Source organism: Pseudomonas sp. NPDC089547 (assembly GCF_050280665.1).
GTDB lineage: Bacteria > Pseudomonadota > Gammaproteobacteria > Pseudomonadales > Pseudomonadaceae > Aquipseudomonas.
Genome location: NZ_JBNNVS010000023.1, coordinates 75,745 through 92,243, shown reverse-complemented (window position 1 = coordinate 92,243; position 16,499 = coordinate 75,745). Strand labels below are relative to the sequence as shown.

Genomic DNA, 16,499 nt, shown 5'->3' with positions numbered 1-16,499 from the left:
TGTTTTATCGTTTTGTTTGGGGGGGGGATGCGGCGCCCCCCTACCGCCACACAGGCCCGCACAAACCCGGGATCGCGTACTCCTGTAGGAGCGGCCTTGTGTCGCGATCGGGCCGCGCAGCGGCCCCCGAAGCTAAAACCGATCCAACCGATAAGGCGACATCTCATCCCCGCCGGCCCGCTCAGCCAGCCTTCCCACCCATTCCGCCGTCACCGCCGCCTGGGTCAAGCCCAGGTGCTGATGCCCAAACGCCAACAGCACCCGCCCATCACACACCCGGTCGATCACCGGCAATGAATCCGGCAACGAAGGCCGGAAGCCCATCCACGGCGTAGCCCCTTCAGCACTCAAGTCCCGTCGGAACAACCCCTTGCTCAACCGGTGCAACTGCCACGCCCGCTGCATGCTCGGCGGTGCCTCCAGCCCGGCAAACTCCACCGTGCCCGCCAGGCGCAAACCTTCGGCCATGGGCGTCATGATGAACTTGCGCTCCAGCGACGTGACCGCAAATGGCAGCCGTTGCTGCTCACCCGGTAACATCAGGTGGTAGCCGCGCTCTGTATCCAACGGCACCCGTTTGCCCGTCAGCGCGGTCGTCAATTTGGCAGAATGCGCGCCACAGCTGATCAGCACCTGACGGGCATTGAACGTGCCTTGCTCGCTGACCAGGCTGACCCCGCCGCTGTGCAACTGGCCGCCATCGACCTGCGCCTGGACAAAGCGCACGCCACTGGCTCTGGCTGCTTCAAACAGCTCACACACCACACGATAGGGGTCGATGAAATGCCCGGTGCGTGGGAAGTACAACCCACCCAGCAGCGAGGGGCTCAACTGCGGCGCCGCCTCGTGCACGGCTGCGGCCGCCCAGAAGTCGACCGGCACTGCCTGCTGCTCCATGCGTGTGCGCAGGGCGTGCAGGGCCTGGCGCGACTCAGGCTTTTCGAACACCAGCAACGAGCCATCTTCCTGGAACAGCTCGCTGCGCCCGATCGAGCCCAGCAACCGCTGCCAGGCAGCCAGGCTGCCCTCGTTCAGTGTACGGATGCCGGCCACGCTGCGCTGGAACGGTGCCGGGCGCAGGTTGAGCAGCAAACGGGTGAACCACGGCATGGCCCTGGGCAGGTACTTCCAGTCCAGGCGCAGGGGGCCCATCGGGTCCAGCAGCATGCGCGGCAGCCGCTTGAGGATGGACAGGTCGGCAATCGGAAACACCTGCTCGGTGGCCAGGTGCCCGGCATTGCCATAGGACGCACCATTGCCGGGTGCCTGGCGGTCCACCAGCAGCACCTTGCGGCCCTGGCGGGCCAGTTGCAGGGCGCAGGCGACGCCGACAATGCCGGCGCCGACCACGGCGATATCAGCTTCGTGGGCTTCTACCATGCTCAGCCTTCCCGTTTGCCGTCGAGCAGGCGCCGCAGGTGGAGCGGGTTGCTGTGCTGCACAGCCTGCGGCAGCAGGGCGTCTGGGAAGTCCTGGTAGCACACCGGGCGCAAAAAGCGCAGGATCGCCGCCGTGCCCACCGAGGTGGTGCGGGCATCGGAGGTGGCCGGGAACGGCCCGCCGTGGACCATTGCATCGCATACTTCGACGCCGGTTGGCCAGCCATTTACCAGAATCCGCCCGGCTTTGCGTTCAAGTGTCGGCAACAGGGCCCGGGCGCTGTCGATGTCGGCATCGTCCAGTTGCAAGGTCGCGGTCAACTGGCCTTCCAGATGCTCGGCCACCTGGCGTACCTGTTCATCGCTTGCGCAGGCCACCACCAGCGACGCCGCGCCGAACACCTCGGCCTGCAACGCAGGGTCGGCCAGGAAGGCTTCGGCCTGGGCCACGAACAGCTGCGCCTGGCATTGGTTGGGGCCTTGCCCGGCCTGGCCGCTGGCCGCAGCCTGGGCATTGACGTTTTCTGCCAGGGCGCCGATGCCAGCCTGGTAAGCATTGAAGATGCCAGGGGTGAGCATGGTCTGTGCGGCGGCCTGGCGCACGTGCTCGCCGGCAGCGTCGATAAACCGCTGCAACGCAGCGCCTTGGCGGGCAATCACCAGACCGGGGTTGGTGCAGAACTGGCCGGCACCTTGGGTCAGCGAGGCGACGAAGCCTTGCGCCAGCGTTTCGGCACGGGCTTGCAGGGCGGCTTCGAACAGGAACACCGGGTTGATCGAACTCATTTCGGCATACACCGGGATCGGCTCCGGGCGCGCCTGGGCCGCCTGGCTCAGTGCCATACCACCGCTGCGCGAGCCGGTGAAGCCAACGGCCTTGATGCGCGGGTCGCTGACCAGCGCGATGCCGACCTCACGGCCAGAACCGTACAACAACGAGAACACGCCGGCCGGCAAGCCGCACAGCTTCACCGCTTGCGCCACAGCGTGGCCAACCAGTTCACTGGTGCCGGGGTGAGCGCTGTGGGCTTTGACCACCACCGGGCAGCCAGCGGCCAGTGCCGACGCGGTGTCGCCACCGGCCACCGAGAACGCCAGCGGGAAATTGCTGGCGCCAAACACAGCCACCGGCCCCAAGGCTACCTGGCGCTGGCGCAGGTCGGCGCGGGGCAGGGGCTGGCGTTCGGGCTGGGCATTGTCGACCCGCACATCCAGCCATTCACCGGCCCGTACCACACGGGCGAAGGTGCGCAGCTGGGTGCAGGTGCGGCCACGTTCGCCTTGAATGCGCGCCTTGGGCAGGCCGGTTTCGGCCACGGCGCGCTCGATCAGTGCATCGCCCAGGGCTTCGACCTGCGCGGCGATGGTTTCGAGAAACTGTGCCCGCTGTTCGAGCGAGGTTTCGCGGTAGGCGTCGAACGCCGTCCAGGCCAGGGCGCAGGCCTGGGCCACGTGTTCGCCGGTGCCGCCGAGGTAGGCCGGCTCCAGCGCCTGGCCGGTGGCCGGGTTGATGGCGTGGATGGCTTCGCGGCTGCCGGTTACCGGGGTTTGGCCTATCAGCAGGTTGCCTGTGAGGGTCATGGAGCCTCCTTGGGAAATCAGATTCGGATATCAAGCGAAACCGCGGCCCCTGTAGGAGCGGCCTTGTGTCGCGAAAGGGCTGCGCAGCAGCCCCGGGGTTTCCGCGCAGACGCACAAAATGCTGGGGCTGCCTTGCAGCCCGATCGCGACACAAGGCCGCTCCTACAAGGGGCCGCGCAGGGCATAAGTCAGGCGATGTTCTGCTCCGCCGACCAGCTGGCGTACCAGCTGCGGAACAGCGAATACTGCTGCTCGGCATAGTTGCGCTGGGCATCGGTCAGCACGTCGGTCTCGTTGAAGTGCAGGCCGTATTCACGGTCGCCGTTCAGCACCATCAGGTGCTTGTAGTACAGCACCAGGTCGCAGCCTTCATCGAACGACGACAGCACCGCCAGTGCTGCTTCCAGTTCGCGCGCCAGGCGGCGGGCCTTGGCGTCACCTTTGGCGGCCTGCTTGCTCAGGCTGACCAGGTGCAGCACTTCACGCGGCAGGGCGTTGCCGATGCCGGTGATGGCGCCAGTGGCGTTGCAGTTGACGAAGCCATGCACCACCTGGGTGTCCACGCCGACCATCAGGGTCACATCGTCATCCTTGGAGGTGATGTGTTCGGCGGCGTAACGCAGGTCGGCACCACCGCCGAATTCCTTGAAGCCGATCAGGTTGGGGAACTCGCGGCGCAGCTCGAAGAACAGGTCGGCGCGGGTGGCAAAGCCGTAGTAGGGGCTGTTGTAGATCACCGCCGGCAGCTTTGGCGCGGCAGCGAGGATGGCCGAGAAGTGGTGCTTCTGGGCAATCAGCGAAGCGCCGCGGCTGAGCACGCGAGGGATGACCATCAGGCCAGCAGCGCCGACCTTGGCCGCGTGGGCTGCGTGGGCTACCGCTTCACGGGTGTTCACCGCGCCAGTGCCGACAATGGTCGGGATGCCGGCGGCCACCAGGCGCGCCACGCCTTCCTGGCGCTCGGCCTCGGTCAGCAGCGGCCAGTCGCCCATCGAGCCGCAGTACACCACGGCGCTCATGCCGGCCTCGATCAGTTCGCGGCCCTTGCGCACCAGGGCGTCGAAATCCGGCTTGCGCTCGGCGGTGCACGGGGTCATCAGGGCGGGCATGGTGCCGGTGAAGATGTTGTTGGTCATTGTTGTTACTCCTCGCGAAATTCGGTTTGGGAAAAAAAGGGCCGGGGCTCAGATGCCCCAGGCAAACGGGTCCTGTTCGTCGATCAGCAGGGTGCTGTCGGCGGTCATGTAGGCGCGGCCGGTGATGAACGGGCGAATGCGATCGCCGTCGTGCTCAAAGCGGCCATGGAACTGGCTACCGGTGATGCTGGCCTGCACCCAGGTCTGGCCTTCGGCGAGCTTGCCGTCGGCGGCCAGGCAGGCCAGCTTGGCGCTGGTGCCGGTGCCGCAGGGCGAGCGGTCGTAGGCTTTGCCTGGGCACATCACGAAGTTGCGGCTATTGGCGTGGGCGTCGTCGGCGAACAGCTCGACGTGGTCGATAGGTTCGCCGTTTTCGCCGGTGATGCCCTGGTCTTCCAGGGCCTTGAGCATGGCCCAGGTGTAGTCGGTCAATGCCTCACGGTTGTCCAGTTCGATACGCTGGCCGTGTTCGGCAACCAGGAAGAACCAGTTACCGCCCCAGGCAATGTCGCCGTGCACCACGCCATGGCCGGGCACATCCACCGCCACCTGCTGGCGGTACCGGTAGGAAGGGACGTTACCCACGGTAATGGCGCCATCTTCATGCAAGGTGGCACTGACCTGGCCGACCGGGGTATCGATCTTGTGCACGCCCGGTGCGATCAGGCCCAGGTGCTGCAACGAGGCGACCAGGCCGATGGTGCCGTGGCCGCACATGTTCAGGTAGCCGGCGTTGTTGAAGAAAATCACCCCGCAGGTGGCGTCGGCCGACACCGGTGGGCAGTACAGCGCGCCCACCAGTACATCGTTGCCGCGTGGCTCCAGCAGGCAGGCGCGGCGCCACGGGTCGTGCAGCTCGCGCAGTTCGTCGCGCTGCTCGGCCATGCTGCGGCCGTGCAGTTGCGGGAAGCCCTTCATCACCAGGCGGGTCGGTTCGCCGCCAGTGTGGGAGTCGATGACGTGAATCTGTTTCATGGGCTTTTCCCTTGGGTAAAAGATCAGGAGGCGACGGCGGCGGGGCGGCCGGCATAGGTATCAGCGCTGGTCTCGCTTTCGTCCTCGCCTTCCAGGCGCACCAGGTGAGCAGGCACACCCGTGGCCGCACCCCAGTAGTAGATGCCCAGTGCACAGGCCGCCACGGCCACGGTGTCGAGCGGGTGGCCGATGACCCCCAGGCCGCCGAAGCTGCCCAGCCACGACAGCAGGATGGTTACCGCGTAGAAGCCGATCAGCCACGCCGACGAGCGCACTTGCTGGCCCAGCGACAGGTGTTGGGTGGGCACGAAGCGGCCGCACAGCAGGTACAGCACGAACATCACGATTTGCAGGGCCAGCAGCCAGGACACGGTGTTCCAGCCAGACCAGTACACGATCAGCGCGGCGATGATGAACGACAGCGGGCCGAGCACGCCCATGCCCTTTACCCGGAACGGGCGAGGCATGTCAGGGGCGTTGCGGCGCAGGGCGGCGACGGTGACCGGCGCCACGGCATAGCTCAGTACCAGGGCAGCGGATACCACGTTGATCAGCGCTTCCCACGACGGGAACGGCAGGGTCCAGAACACCGACAGGCCAAAGGTCAGCCACAGCGCCGGGCGTGGGATGCCGGACTCGGCGTCGATGCGGGTGAAGTACTTGAAGAAGGTGCCGGTCTGCGCCCAGCCATAGACCACGCGCGGGGTGGCGTTCATGTAGATGTTGCCGCAGCCGCTGGGCGAGATCACGGCGTCGGCCACCACCAGGTAAGCCAGCCAGCCCACACCCAGGGCCAGGGCGATGTCACGGTAGGGCAGGGCCAGTTCCTTGGTGACGCTGGCCCAGCCGTTGGTCAGCATTTCGGTTGGTACGCTGCCGAGGAAGGCCAGTTGCAGCAGGGCGTAGATCGCGGTGGACAGCAACACCGAAAGGATCAGCGCAATCGGGATGGTGCGCTGCGGGTTTTTCACCTCGCTGGCCACCGAAATGATCGGCGTCAGCCCCAGGTAGGCGAAGATGATGCCGCCGGCCGACACGGCCATTTCAACACCGGACAGGCCAAATGGCGCAAAGCCCTGGACCTGGAAGTTCTCTGGCTTGAAGAAGGTGAACAGTACGCCAATCACCAGCAGCGGCACGATGAATTTGAACACGCTGACCAGGTTGTTGGCTTTGGCGAAGGTTTTTACGCTGCGGTAGTTGAGGAAGAAGAACAGCCCCAGCAAGGCGAATTGCACCAGCCAGCCGAGTACGGTCGGGTCGCTGGAGCCGGCTTTGGTCAGCCCGGGGAACCACGCGGCGGCGTACTGGCGCGAGGCGACCACTTCGATGGCGATCAGGCTGGAGAAGGCGATCAGGGTGATGAAACCCATCAGGTAGCCCAGCAGCGGGCCGTGCGAGTACACCGGGTAGCGCACTACCCCACCGGCGCGGGGCAGGGCGGCGCCCAGCTCGCAGTAGACGATGCCCAGCAGCAGCACGGCGAAACCGCCGAGGAACCAGGACAGGATGCCGGCCGGGCCGGCGATGGCCGAGACGTGGCTGGCGGCGAACAGCCAGCCGGAGCCGAAGATGGCCCCCAGGCCGATGAAGGTGAGGTCCAGCAATGACAACTGTTTCTTGAATTTGCCTGACATGGGTTCGCCTTTTTGTTGGTTATTGGATAGGCAGGTCTGATGTCACGAGATGCGGCTTTTTGGGCCGCGCTCTTGTTGAACTTGGGCGGCTTGCGTGGGGCATAGAGTGAACCGCTCGGGGCGGCGGTTCTTGATGGTTTTCTGCAAGGGGGATGACGAAATCGGCACAGTTACAGAAAAAACTGGCGCCGATGGTGGGCTGATGGATAGGCTGTAGGCCAAGCCGCACAAGGCCTGTAGGGGTAATTTGATCGTGCCGGCCTCTTCGCGGGCATGCCCGCTCCCACAGGTACGGCGCAGAATTCGAAATGTGTGGAGGACCTGTGGGAGCGGGCGCGCCCGCGAAAGGGCCGGCACAGCCAGCAGAGAACTGACAGATGACCGACATAACCCTGGCAACCCTCTACCAGTCCTTGGATCAGCACCGCCCCGCCAGCCTGGAGGTCCTGCTCGCCGGTGTATCCCTGCTGCTGCCGATCCTCGACGCCATCCCCAACGCCGCCATCTTCATCAAGGACCCGGCCGCCCGTTACGTGCTGGCCAACAACACCTTGGTCCAGCGCTGCGGCCTCAAGCGCTTGCAACCGTTGCTGGGCAAGACCAGCGCCGAAGTGTTCCCGGCACAGCTGGGCCCCGGCTATACCGAGCAGGACCGCCGTGTGCTCAAGGAAGGCCGGGTGCTGGAAGATCAGTTGGAGCTGCACCTGTACGGCAGCCGCGAGCCCGGCTGGTGCCTCACCCACAAGCGCCCGCTGTACAACCAGGCGGGCGAGATCATTGGCTTGGTCGGCATTTCGGTCGACCTGCAATCAGCCGCCGACAGCCACCCCGCCTATCAACGCCTGGCCGCAGTGGACGAGCACATCCGTCAGCACTTCCACCAGCCGATCAGCATGGGCGAGCTAACGCGCATTGCCGGTATTTCAGTGGCTCAGTTGGAGCGCTACTGCAAGCGGGTGTTCCACCTCACACCCCGGCAGATGATCCACAAGGCGCGCCTGGAGCACGCCCACCGCCTGTTGCATTCAGACATGCCGATCACGGAAGTGGCGATGTGCTGCGGCTACACCGACCACAGCGCCTTCAGCCGCCAGTTCAAGCAACTGACCGGCTTTACACCGAGGCAGTACCGCCAGGCAACCAGCGATCAGGTGGCTTGAAACAGCGCCCGCGCTTCGGCAAAGCACTGCTCGGCAATTGCCGAACGTGGCTCGCTGCGGCGCAGCAGCAGGCCGACCGGGCTGTGGATGGCGGCGTCGGCCACCGGCAGGATGCGCAGGTGTTCGCTGAGGTCTTCCAGGCCGCAATCCAGCGGCATGATTGCGCAGCACATGCCGGTGTTGATGGCCTGGATCAGCTGGAATGTCGAGTCGCTCTCCAGTACCGAATTGGGCTCCAGGCCACGGCTGCGGAAGCTCAGGTCCAGCGACTGGCGGTAGTGCATGCCTTTGCTCAGCAGGCCCAGCGGTATGTCGCTGAGTGCGTCCCAGCGCAGCGTTTCGCCGCTGAACTGGAAGTGCCGGGTGTCGTGCAGCAGGCCCATGGTGGTGGTGCCCAGTTCGATCACTTCGAAGAAGCTGGTGTTCACTTGGTCCAGGTAGCAGATGCCCAGATCGAGCTGGTTGCGGCTAAGCCCATCGATGACCTGCTCCGAGCTCAGTGAGCTGAGCTGGAAGTGCAGTTCGGGGTATTTGTCGCGCAGCGGCAACAGCAGGTGCATGGGGTTGAAGCTGGCCAGCGGCACCGTGCCCAGGCGCAGGCTGCCGACCACCTGGCCGCGGCAGCTGGCAGCCTCGGCCTGTAGGCCGTCGTGGGCGGCGAGCAGGGTGCGGGCCCAGGCCAGGATGCGCTCGCCGGCCTCGGTAAAACCTTCAAAGCGCTGGCCGCGCTTGACCAGCACCAGCTCCAGTTCGTCCTCCAGGTTGCGCAGGCGCATGGACAGCGTCGGCTGGGTGATATGGCACAGCGCCGCCGCCTGGCCGAAGTGGCGGGTCTGGTCGAGGGCGATGAGGAACTTGAGCTGCTTGATGTCCATGGAAGTGCCTGGCGTCTGGTTAAGCAGACCATAACCCACGTCTGCGATAGATGTCATTGATCAGCCGGTTCGCCATATTGATTGGACGCCCTCGGGCCTTGCCTCTAGCGTGGCGACAATGCCATTCAAGGAGCTTTTGACCGTGCGCGTCCAACCCGATGCGGTTTTCGTACCGCTCAACATCGCCGTGCTGACCGTCAGCGACACCCGTACCTACGACAACGACACCTCCGGCGAGCTGCTGGCCAGCCGGTCGGTAGAGATCGGCCACCGCCTGGTGGCGCGTGCGTTGCTCAAGGACGACCTGTACAAGATTCGCGCCCAGGTTGCGACCTGGATTGCCGATGAGCAGGTGCAGGTGGTGCTGATTACCGGCGGCACCGGCTTTACCGGGCGGGACAGCACGCCGGAGGCGGTCGAGTGCCTGCTGGACAAGCGTATCGATGGCTTTGGAGAGCTGTTCCGGGCGTTGTCGATTCTGGATATTGGCAGCTCGACCGTGCAGAGCCGGGCGCTGGCCGGGTTGTCCAATAGAACGTTGGTGTGCTGCTTGCCGGGCTCTACCGGGGCCTGCCGCACGGCGTGGGAAGGGATTCTGGCGGAGCAGCTGGATGCCCGACACCGACCGTGCAACTTCGTCAAACACCTGCTGCCCATCGAGGCTTGCGCCAGCCGGGGGTGATGCACTAACCGCAGGTTGACGCGGTAGGTGTAGGAGCGGCCTTGCGTCGCGAAAGGGGCGCGTAGCGGCCCCAGGATTTCAGCCACATTGCAAGAATGCCGGGGCTGCTGCGCAGCCCTTTCGCGACGCAAGGCCGCTCCTACAGGGACCGCGCAGGCAGGCCAGGTATGCGGGCAGACCCTCAGCTCAACACATACCCCACCGGCAACAGCGCCGGCGGCAGCTGCACCTCACCCATCCCCGCCAGCACATCCCGCTCCACGGTCCGCACCATGGCGTCGGTCGGCAAGTCGTTCTCATCCCGCCCGAACGGGTCTTCCAGTTCGTTGCCAATCGCATCCAGCCCGAAAAACGTGTACCCCACGATGGTGGTGAACAGCGGCGCCAGCCAACCCAACGGCTCGGCCAGGGCAAACGGCAGCAGCAGGCAGAAGATGTAAATGGTGCGGTGCAGCAACAGCGTGTAGGGGAACGGCAACGGCGTGAACTTGATTCGCTCACAGGTCGCCTGCACCTCGGTAAGGCCTACCAGCCGCTGCTCCAGCAAGCTGTAGCGCCAGTCGCTGATCTGCTGCTGTTCTGCCAGTTGCGAGCACTGCTCGCCAATGACGCGCAGGATGCCGTCGCACACGTTGTGCGGGCTGACTGCTTCTGGTCGGGCCAGCCACGGCCGTGCGGCCGCCAGGTCGTCCTCGTTGCGCAACCGGGCATTCAGCGCATGGGCATAGCCGCACAGGCTGCGCAGCAGTTCGGCGCGCAGGTTCTGGTCGGCAATCACCACGCTTTCGCGCACGAACGAGCGGGTTTCGATAATCAACTTGCCCCAGGCCTTGCGACCCTCCCACCAACGGTCGTAACAGGCGTTGTTGCGAAAGCTCATGAAGATCGACAACGACAGGCCCAGCAAGGTAAACGGCGTGGCGCTGACCGGGTAGAAAAACGATGGAAAATGGCGCTCGACCAGCACGATCAGCGCGGCCAGCAGGGTCACCATCAGGCAGCGCAGGGCAATGCGCTTTACGATCGACCCTTTGAGGGTGAACAGCACACGCAGCACATCGGGGTTTGGGTGGACGATCATGGAAATCCAGAGACGGCTGCTCAGCCGCCGGTCATGTTCATGAAGCGCAGGATCTGCACCTCGCCACCGACTTCGAAGTGATGGCGGTAAGGCTTGAGGTGCAGTGAATTGCGGATGGCCTTTTCCAGCCGTTCGGCGTTGCCGGGGTGGGCACGCAGCACCTGTTTCAGGTCCACCGAATGCTCATTGCCAAGGCACAGCAGCAGGCGACCCTCCACCGTGAGGCGTACGCGGTTGCAGGTAGCGCAGAAGTTGTGGCTGTGCGGCGAAATGAAGCCGACCCGGGTATTTGCGGATTCAGCCAGGCGCCAGTAGCGGGCCGGGCCTTGGGACGACTCGGTCGATTCGACCAAGGTAAATTGTTCAGCCAGCAGCGCGCGGACTTCATCGCTGGAGCAGAACGACTCGCCACGTTCGTGCTCGTTGATCACCCCCAGGGGCATTTCTTCAATGAAGGTGATGTCCAGTTCCCGATCGATGGCAAAGCGCACCAGGTCGACCAGTTCGTGGTCGTTGCGGCCCTTCAGCACCACGCAGTTGAGCTTGATGCGCTTGAAACCGGCGCGGCGTGCGGCATCGATACCGGCGATGACCTGATGCAGGTCGCCGGTACGGGTCAGTTGCCTGAAGCGCTCGCTGTCCAGGCTGTCGAGGCTGATGTTCAGGCGCGACAGCCCAGCGTCGAACAGCGGCTGGGCCAGGCGCCCGAGTTGCGAACCGTTGCTGGTCATGCACAGCTCGCGCAGGCCGGGCAGGGCGGCAATGCGCCCGCACAGGTCGACGATGCCCTGACGCACCAGTGGTTCGCCGCCGGTCAGGCGGATCTTGCGGGTGCCCAGGGCGACGAAGCGCTCGGCCACCTGGAACAGTTCTTCGAGGCTGAGGATTTGCTGGCGCGGCAGGAACTGCATGTCTTCGGCCATGCAGTACACGCAACGGAAGTCACAGCGGTCGGTGACCGACATCCGCAGGTAGTCGATTTTCCGGTTGAAGCCGTCGATCAGGGCCCGGCTGTTCTGTTCCACGTTCGCGCTCGAATCTCGAAGGGTTGGGACACAACTCCAAGCTATAACCTGGGGGCAGGGGCGTCAAATTGCTTTGTCCGACCGGTTGATCGATAGCCTCTATCATGGCTAAGGCCAGGCATTTCAATGGCGAGACCGCGTCGCGTCATTCGCGGGCATGCCCGCTCCCACAGTTACAGCACAAGGCTGGGGTTCAAGGTGATCCTGTGGGAGCGGGCGTGCCCGCGAAGGCTGCAACCCCAATTCCGGACCATGATCGAAACCGCTTATCACGCCGTAAGATCTTTCGATTGGACGCCCCCACCCCACGCTCCATACGCTGGATAAAAGCACCGAAGCGTGAGGAACCATTGCATGAGCCAGGACGAACACATCAGGGACTACAAAGGCGCCGCCGCCGGCTGGGGGGCGCTCAAGAGCGTCACCAAAAGCTGGCTTGGCAGTGAAAACGCCTTCAAGAACCTGCGGGCCATGCTCAAGACCAACCAGAACGGCGGCTTCGACTGCCCCGGCTGCGCCTGGGGCGAGTCGCCGGAAAGCGACATGGTCAAGTTCTGCGAAAACGGCGCCAAGGCGGTCAACTGGGAAGCCACCGGCCGCTCGGTTGACCCGGCTTTCTTCGCTAAGTACAGCGTCAGTGCGCTGAAGGACCAGACTGACTACTGGCTCGAATACCAGGGCCGCCTCACGCACCCGATGCGCTACGACGCGGCTACCGACCACTATGTCGAAACCACCTGGCAGGAGGCCTTCGAGCTGGTCGCCAGGCACCTGCGTGCGCTGCAGTCGCCAGACGAGGCCGAGTTCTACACCTCGGGCCGCGCCAGCAACGAGGCGGCGTTCCTCTATCAGCTGTTCGTGCGCGCCTACGGCACCAACAACTTCCCTGACTGCTCGAACATGTGCCACGAAGCCAGCGGCGCAGGCATGGCGGAAACCCTCGGGGTGGGTAAGGGCACGGTGGTGTTTCACGACCTGGAACTGGCCGACGCGATCTTCGTCATCGGCCAGAACCCAGGCACCAACCACCCGCGCATGCTCGAGCCGCTGCGTGAGGCGGTCAAGCGCGGGGCTCAGGTGGTGTGTTTCAACCCGCTGAAAGAGCGTGGCCTGGAGCGCTTCCAGCACCCGCAGCACCCGTTCGAAATGCTCAGCAACGGCTCGGAACCTACATCCAGCGCCTACTTCCGCCCGGCCTTGGGTGGTGACATGGCGGCCATGCGTGGCATTGCCAAATACCTGTTGCAGTGGGAGCGCGAAGCCCAGGCCAATGGTGAGCCGGCAGTGTTCGACCATGCCTTTATCGCCGAGCACACCAGCGGTGTGGATGACTACCTGGCGGCAGTGGACGCCACCTCCTGGGAGCATATCGTCAAGCAGTCGGGCCTGACCCTGGCCGAGATCGAGCTGGCGGCACGCATGTACCGCAAGGCTGAGCGGGTGATCATGTGCTGGGCCATGGGCGTCACCCAGCACCGCCACTCGGTGCCGACCGTGCAGGAAATCGTCAACTTGCAGTTGCTGCGCGGCAACGTCGGCAAACCCGGCGCTGGCTTGTCGCCGGTACGCGGCCACAGCAACGTGCAGGGCGACCGCACCATGGGCATCGACGAAAAGCCCAAGCCGGGGCTGCTCGATGCCATCGAAAAACGCTTCCAGTTCCGTGTGCCGCGTGCCCATGGGCACAACGCGGTGCTGGCGATCAAGGCCATGGAAGAGGGGCGGGCCAAGGTGTTCGTTGCCCTGGGCGGCAACTTTGCCCAGGCCACCCCGGACACCCCGCGCACCCACGCGGCACTGCAGAATTGCGCGTTGACCGTGCAGATATCCACCAAACTCAACCGCTCGCACCTGGTTACTGGCCGCGATGCGCTGATCCTGCCCTGCCTGGGCCGGACCGAAATCGACCTGCAGGCCGAAGGGCCGCAAGGCGTGACCGTGGAAGACACCTTCAGCATGGTGCACATTTCCAACGGCCAGTTGCGCCCGCGTTCGCCGCACATGCGCTCGGAGCCGTGGATCATCGCCGGCATGGCCAAGGCCACGCTGGGCAACCAGCCGATCGACTGGGAATATGCGGTGGCCGACTACAACCGCATCCGTGACATGATTGCCGACGTGATCCCTGGTTTCACCGGTTTCAACGAGCGCCTGCATAGCCCGGGCGGTTTCCACCTGGGTAACAATGCCGCCGATCGCAACTTCCGCACAGCCACGGGCAAGGCCCGGTTCATGCCCCACGCACTGCCGGAGGAGTTGATCAACGCCAAGGTGCTGGCGCGGGGCGACAAGCCCGACCTGATCCTGCAGACGCTGCGGTCGCACGACCAGTACAACACCACCCTGTATGGCCTGGACGACCGCTACCGCGGTGTGTTCGGCCTGCGCGAAGTGGTGTTCGTCAACGAGGCCGACATCCGCCGCCTGGGCTTTGAACCGGGTGAGCAGGTGGACCTGGTGTCGCTGTGGGAGGACGGTGTGGAGCGGCGGGTTTCTGGGTTCCGCCTGGTGGCGTATGACGTGCCTGAAGGGCAGGCGGCGGCGTACTACCCGGAGACCAACCCACTGGTGCCGCTGGAGAGTTATGGTGTGGGGACGTATACGCCGACGTCGAAGTTTGTGGCGATCAAGGTCGAGAAAGCCAAGGTGGGGAACCGGATTGCAGCGCTTAACACTGCAAGTTGATCAGGTTTGCAGGATGGGGGCCGCTTTGCGGCCCTTTCGCGACACAAGGCCGCTCCTACAGGGGACCGCGATCGCCTGTAGGAGCGGCCTTGTGTCGCGAAAGGGCTGCAAAGCAGCCCCCGGTCACCGGTTCACCGGATAAGCGGTGGTGTACTTCATCTGCTCCATGGCAAAACTGGAGGTAATGTTCGACAGCCCGTCAGTACGGGTAATCAGCTTTTTGTAGAACCGGTCATACGCCGCAATATCCCCCACCACCACTCGCAACATGTAGTCCCAGTCCCCCGACATGCGGTAGAACTCCATCACTTCCTCGAACCCGGTCACGGTCGCGGCAAACTGCTCCAGCCAGGCGCTGTCGTGGCGCTGGGTCTTGAGCTGGACGAATACGGTAAGCCCCAACCCCAGCCGTTCCGGGTCCAGCAGGGCGACGCGACCCAGGATGTAGCCTTCTTCTTCCAGGCGCTTGACCCGCTTCCAGCAGGGTGTGGTGGACAGGTTGACGGCCTCGGCCAAATCCTTGAGCGAGATCGAGGCATCGCGCTGAAGCAGGGTAAGAATGTGCTGGTCGAAACTGTCCATATCGCGCGCGGGCCGTAAAGAAAGATTTTTCACAGATTACCCCAAGGCCAGAACATTTGGGTTGTGCGATAGTTGCAGCCTTCACTCTGCCAATGGGCCTGACCATGTCCGACAAGCCACGCAATTTCGCCACCCGCACCATTCACGCCGGCGAGCAGTTCAGCGTCGCCGAGAACGCCATTTTCCCGGCCATCGTCACCGCCAGCTCGTTCACCAAGCGCAGCCTGGACGACAAGCCGGAGTACTCCTACAGCCGTGTCGGCAACCCCACCCGGCATGCCTATGAAACCTGTGTCGCGGCCCTGGAAGAAGGCGTGGGCGCGGTGGCCTGTGCGTCGGGCGTCAACGCCACGGCAACCGTGCTGGAGTTGCTGCCCAAGGATGCCCATGTAGTGGTGATGAACGGCGTGTACGGTGGCACCTTCCGCATCCTGGAGGACTACCGCAGCCGCACATCGGGCCTGACCACCACCTACGTCGACCTTAACGACCTTGAGGCGGTTGCCGCAGCTATCAAACCGGAAACCCAGCTGATCTGGATCGAGTCGCCCACCAACCCGTTGTTGCACCTGGTCGACATCAAGGCGGTGTGCGACCTGGCCAAGGCCCGGGGCATTCTCACCTGTATCGACAACACCTTCTGCTCGCCTTGGAACCAGCGCCCGATCACCCTGGGCGTGGACCTGGTGATGCATTCGGCCAGCAAGTACATCGGCGGCCATTCCGACCTGACCGGCGGCGTGGTGGTGGCCGCCAACGATGCATTGTTGGCTCGCTTGCGCCGCATCAGCATGGCGATTGGCGCGGTGCAGGGGCCGTTCGACTGCTACCTGGCCCTGCGCGGCCTGAAGACCCTGGATGTGCGCATGGAGCGCCAGTGTGCCAATGCCTTGCAGGTAGCGCGCTTCCTTGAAAGCCACCCGCAGATCGAACAGGTGTATTACCCAGGGCTGGAAAGCCACCCGCAGCATGAACTGTGCAAACGCCAGATGCGTAGCGGCGGGGCGGTGGTGGCGATGAAGGTCAAGGGCGACCGGGCCGCGCTAAACCGCCTGGTGGAGGCGCTGCAGATTTTTGTGCTGGCCGACTCGCTGGGCGGGGTGGAGAGCATGATCAACCACTCCTGGACCATGTCGCACTGTTCGCTGAGCCCGGAGCAGAAAGGGGTGATGGGAATCAGCGAGAACCTGCTGCGGCTTTCGATGGGGATCGAGGATTATCGTGACCTGATCGAGGATCTGGACGGGGCGTTGAACGCTTTGGTTGCTGTGTAAGGGCTGCTGGCCTCTTCGCGGGCTTGCCCGCTCCCACAGGTATTGCACAAGTCTTCAGGGCAGTGATGACCTGTGGGAGCGGGCAAGCCCGCGAAGAGGCCAGTGAATTCAATACATTTCCATCAGGATTTGGGCGGATGGATGATCCGTTCGATCTTGTCCTTGATCAGCAGCCTTTCCTTGCGCAGGCGGTTGACGGCCTCGTCGTTGGTGCCGTTGTTTTCGGCGGCAACCACCTCCTTGTCCTTGGCGTTGTATTCCTTGTGCAGCGAGTGCAGCGTCTGGTCCTTGTCAATGAGCGCCTGGAATGCATCAGCGGTAACGTGCAGGTCAGCGAGCAGATCATGCGGAACTGGCATTTCTTCACCTCTGTCAGGGTTGTCGGTAAGGTCCTGACCTCTGAGGATAGCCGTCTTTGCGCAGGTCG

The 16,499-nt window shown here is 64.1% G+C and carries 14 protein-coding genes; 4 read left to right on the top strand and 10 right to left on the bottom strand.

The annotated features are described in order from the left end of the window. Nucleotides 1-132: 132 nt before the first annotated feature. From ACQKPZ_RS17290 to ACQKPZ_RS17270, 5 genes are all read right to left on the bottom strand, one after another. Entirely contained in the window at nucleotides 133-1,380 is a 1,248-nt protein-coding gene (locus ACQKPZ_RS17290; RefSeq protein WP_427540337.1) for an NAD(P)/FAD-dependent oxidoreductase, read from the bottom strand. 2 nt (nucleotides 1,381-1,382) lie between these two features. Beyond that, nucleotides 1,383-2,960 carry an aldehyde dehydrogenase (NADP(+)) gene (locus tag ACQKPZ_RS17285; RefSeq protein ID WP_427540334.1) on the bottom strand — a complete coding sequence of 526 codons (1,578 nt, stop codon included), beginning with the start codon at nucleotides 2,958-2,960 and terminating at the stop codon, nucleotides 1,383-1,385. 188 nt (nucleotides 2,961-3,148) lie between these two features. Then, nucleotides 3,149-4,096, bottom strand: coding sequence for a dihydrodipicolinate synthase family protein (locus ACQKPZ_RS17280; protein WP_427540331.1), 948 nt, complete (start codon nucleotides 4,094-4,096; stop codon nucleotides 3,149-3,151). 48 nt (nucleotides 4,097-4,144) lie between these two features. After that, complete coding sequence (locus ACQKPZ_RS17275) at nucleotides 4,145-5,071, bottom strand: 4-hydroxyproline epimerase (RefSeq protein ID WP_427540328.1); 927 nt, start codon at nucleotides 5,069-5,071, stop codon at nucleotides 4,145-4,147. A gap of 23 nt (nucleotides 5,072-5,094) precedes the next feature. Then, complete coding sequence (locus ACQKPZ_RS17270) at nucleotides 5,095-6,708, bottom strand: APC family permease (RefSeq protein WP_427540325.1); 1,614 nt, start codon at nucleotides 6,706-6,708, stop codon at nucleotides 5,095-5,097. A gap of 377 nt (nucleotides 6,709-7,085) precedes the next feature. On the opposite strand from ACQKPZ_RS17270, the gene ACQKPZ_RS17265 reads away from it, so the two are divergent. Further along, entirely contained in the window at nucleotides 7,086-7,868 is a 783-nt protein-coding gene (locus ACQKPZ_RS17265; protein ID WP_427540322.1) for a helix-turn-helix domain-containing protein, read from the top strand. Here ACQKPZ_RS17265 and ACQKPZ_RS17260 read toward each other — a convergent pair. Then, on the bottom strand, nucleotides 7,856-8,743 hold the full coding sequence (locus ACQKPZ_RS17260) for a LysR family transcriptional regulator (protein ID WP_427540343.1): 888 nt from the start codon (nucleotides 8,741-8,743) through the stop codon (nucleotides 7,856-7,858). The two genes, ACQKPZ_RS17265 and ACQKPZ_RS17260, sit on opposite strands and share 13 nt — an antisense overlap. A gap of 142 nt (nucleotides 8,744-8,885) precedes the next feature. Between ACQKPZ_RS17260 and moaB the strand changes: the two genes are divergently transcribed. Further along, nucleotides 8,886-9,425 (top strand): molybdenum cofactor biosynthesis protein B, encoded by a 540-nt coding sequence (gene moaB / locus ACQKPZ_RS17255; protein WP_012273701.1) that lies wholly within the window; start codon nucleotides 8,886-8,888, stop codon nucleotides 9,423-9,425. Nucleotides 9,426-9,606: 181 nt separating this feature from the next. Here the strand turns inward: moaB and ACQKPZ_RS17250 are convergent, their stop codons facing one another. Next, on the bottom strand, nucleotides 9,607-10,506 hold the full coding sequence (locus ACQKPZ_RS17250; RefSeq protein WP_427540319.1) for a bestrophin family protein: 900 nt from the start codon (nucleotides 10,504-10,506) through the stop codon (nucleotides 9,607-9,609). A 20-nt stretch (nucleotides 10,507-10,526) separates the two neighbouring features. Next, the gene (gene moaA, locus ACQKPZ_RS17245) at nucleotides 10,527-11,531 is read right to left on the bottom strand and encodes a GTP 3',8-cyclase MoaA (RefSeq protein WP_427540316.1); all 1,005 of its coding nucleotides are present in this window, start codon (nucleotides 11,529-11,531) and stop codon (nucleotides 10,527-10,529) included. A gap of 354 nt (nucleotides 11,532-11,885) precedes the next feature. Here moaA and ACQKPZ_RS17240 point away from each other — a divergent pair, with 354 nt between their 5' ends. Continuing rightward, nucleotides 11,886-14,216, top strand: a complete 2,331-nt coding sequence (locus ACQKPZ_RS17240; RefSeq protein WP_427540313.1) for an FdhF/YdeP family oxidoreductase — start codon at nucleotides 11,886-11,888, stop codon at nucleotides 14,214-14,216. A 123-nt stretch (nucleotides 14,217-14,339) separates the two neighbouring features. Here ACQKPZ_RS17240 and ACQKPZ_RS17235 read toward each other — a convergent pair whose 3' ends face one another. After that, nucleotides 14,340-14,798: an Lrp/AsnC family transcriptional regulator gene (locus tag ACQKPZ_RS17235; RefSeq protein WP_427540310.1), complete on the bottom strand. Its 459-nt coding sequence runs from the start codon at nucleotides 14,796-14,798 to the stop codon at nucleotides 14,340-14,342. Nucleotides 14,799-14,890: 92 nt separating this feature from the next. Here ACQKPZ_RS17235 and ACQKPZ_RS17230 point away from each other — a divergent pair, with 92 nt between their 5' ends. Beyond that, nucleotides 14,891-16,072, top strand: a complete 1,182-nt coding sequence (locus ACQKPZ_RS17230) for a trans-sulfuration enzyme family protein (RefSeq protein ID WP_391127212.1) — start codon at nucleotides 14,891-14,893, stop codon at nucleotides 16,070-16,072. A 122-nt stretch (nucleotides 16,073-16,194) separates the two neighbouring features. Here ACQKPZ_RS17230 and ACQKPZ_RS17225 read toward each other — a convergent pair whose 3' ends face one another. Beyond that, the gene (locus tag ACQKPZ_RS17225) at nucleotides 16,195-16,431 is read right to left on the bottom strand and encodes a YdcH family protein (protein WP_427540307.1); all 237 of its coding nucleotides are present in this window, start codon (nucleotides 16,429-16,431) and stop codon (nucleotides 16,195-16,197) included. Nucleotides 16,432-16,499 lie beyond the last annotated feature (68 nt).

Coding starts and splice junctions, on each gene's coding strand:
- ACQKPZ_RS17290 (WP_427540337.1), bottom strand. CDS start 1,380: ATGGTAGAAGCCCACGAAGCTGATATCGCCGTGGTCGGCGCCGGCATT.
- ACQKPZ_RS17285 (WP_427540334.1), bottom strand. CDS start 2,960: ATGACCCTCACAGGCAACCTGCTGATAGGCCAAACCCCGGTAACCGGC.
- ACQKPZ_RS17280 (WP_427540331.1), bottom strand. CDS start 4,096: ATGACCAACAACATCTTCACCGGCACCATGCCCGCCCTGATGACCCCG.
- ACQKPZ_RS17275 (WP_427540328.1), bottom strand. CDS start 5,071: ATGAAACAGATTCACGTCATCGACTCCCACACTGGCGGCGAACCGACC.
- ACQKPZ_RS17270 (WP_427540325.1), bottom strand. CDS start 6,708: ATGTCAGGCAAATTCAAGAAACAGTTGTCATTGCTGGACCTCACCTTC.
- ACQKPZ_RS17265 (WP_427540322.1), top strand. CDS start 7,086: ATGACCGACATAACCCTGGCAACCCTCTACCAGTCCTTGGATCAGCAC.
- ACQKPZ_RS17260 (WP_427540343.1), bottom strand. CDS start 8,743: ATGGACATCAAGCAGCTCAAGTTCCTCATCGCCCTCGACCAGACCCGC.
- ACQKPZ_RS17250 (WP_427540319.1), bottom strand. CDS start 10,506: ATGATCGTCCACCCAAACCCCGATGTGCTGCGTGTGCTGTTCACCCTC.
- ACQKPZ_RS17240 (WP_427540313.1), top strand. CDS start 11,886: ATGAGCCAGGACGAACACATCAGGGACTACAAAGGCGCCGCCGCCGGC.
- ACQKPZ_RS17235 (WP_427540310.1), bottom strand. CDS start 14,798: ATGGACAGTTTCGACCAGCACATTCTTACCCTGCTTCAGCGCGATGCC.
- ACQKPZ_RS17230 (WP_391127212.1), top strand. CDS start 14,891: ATGGGCCTGACCATGTCCGACAAGCCACGCAATTTCGCCACCCGCACC.
- ACQKPZ_RS17225 (WP_427540307.1), bottom strand. CDS start 16,431: ATGCCAGTTCCGCATGATCTGCTCGCTGACCTGCACGTTACCGCTGAT.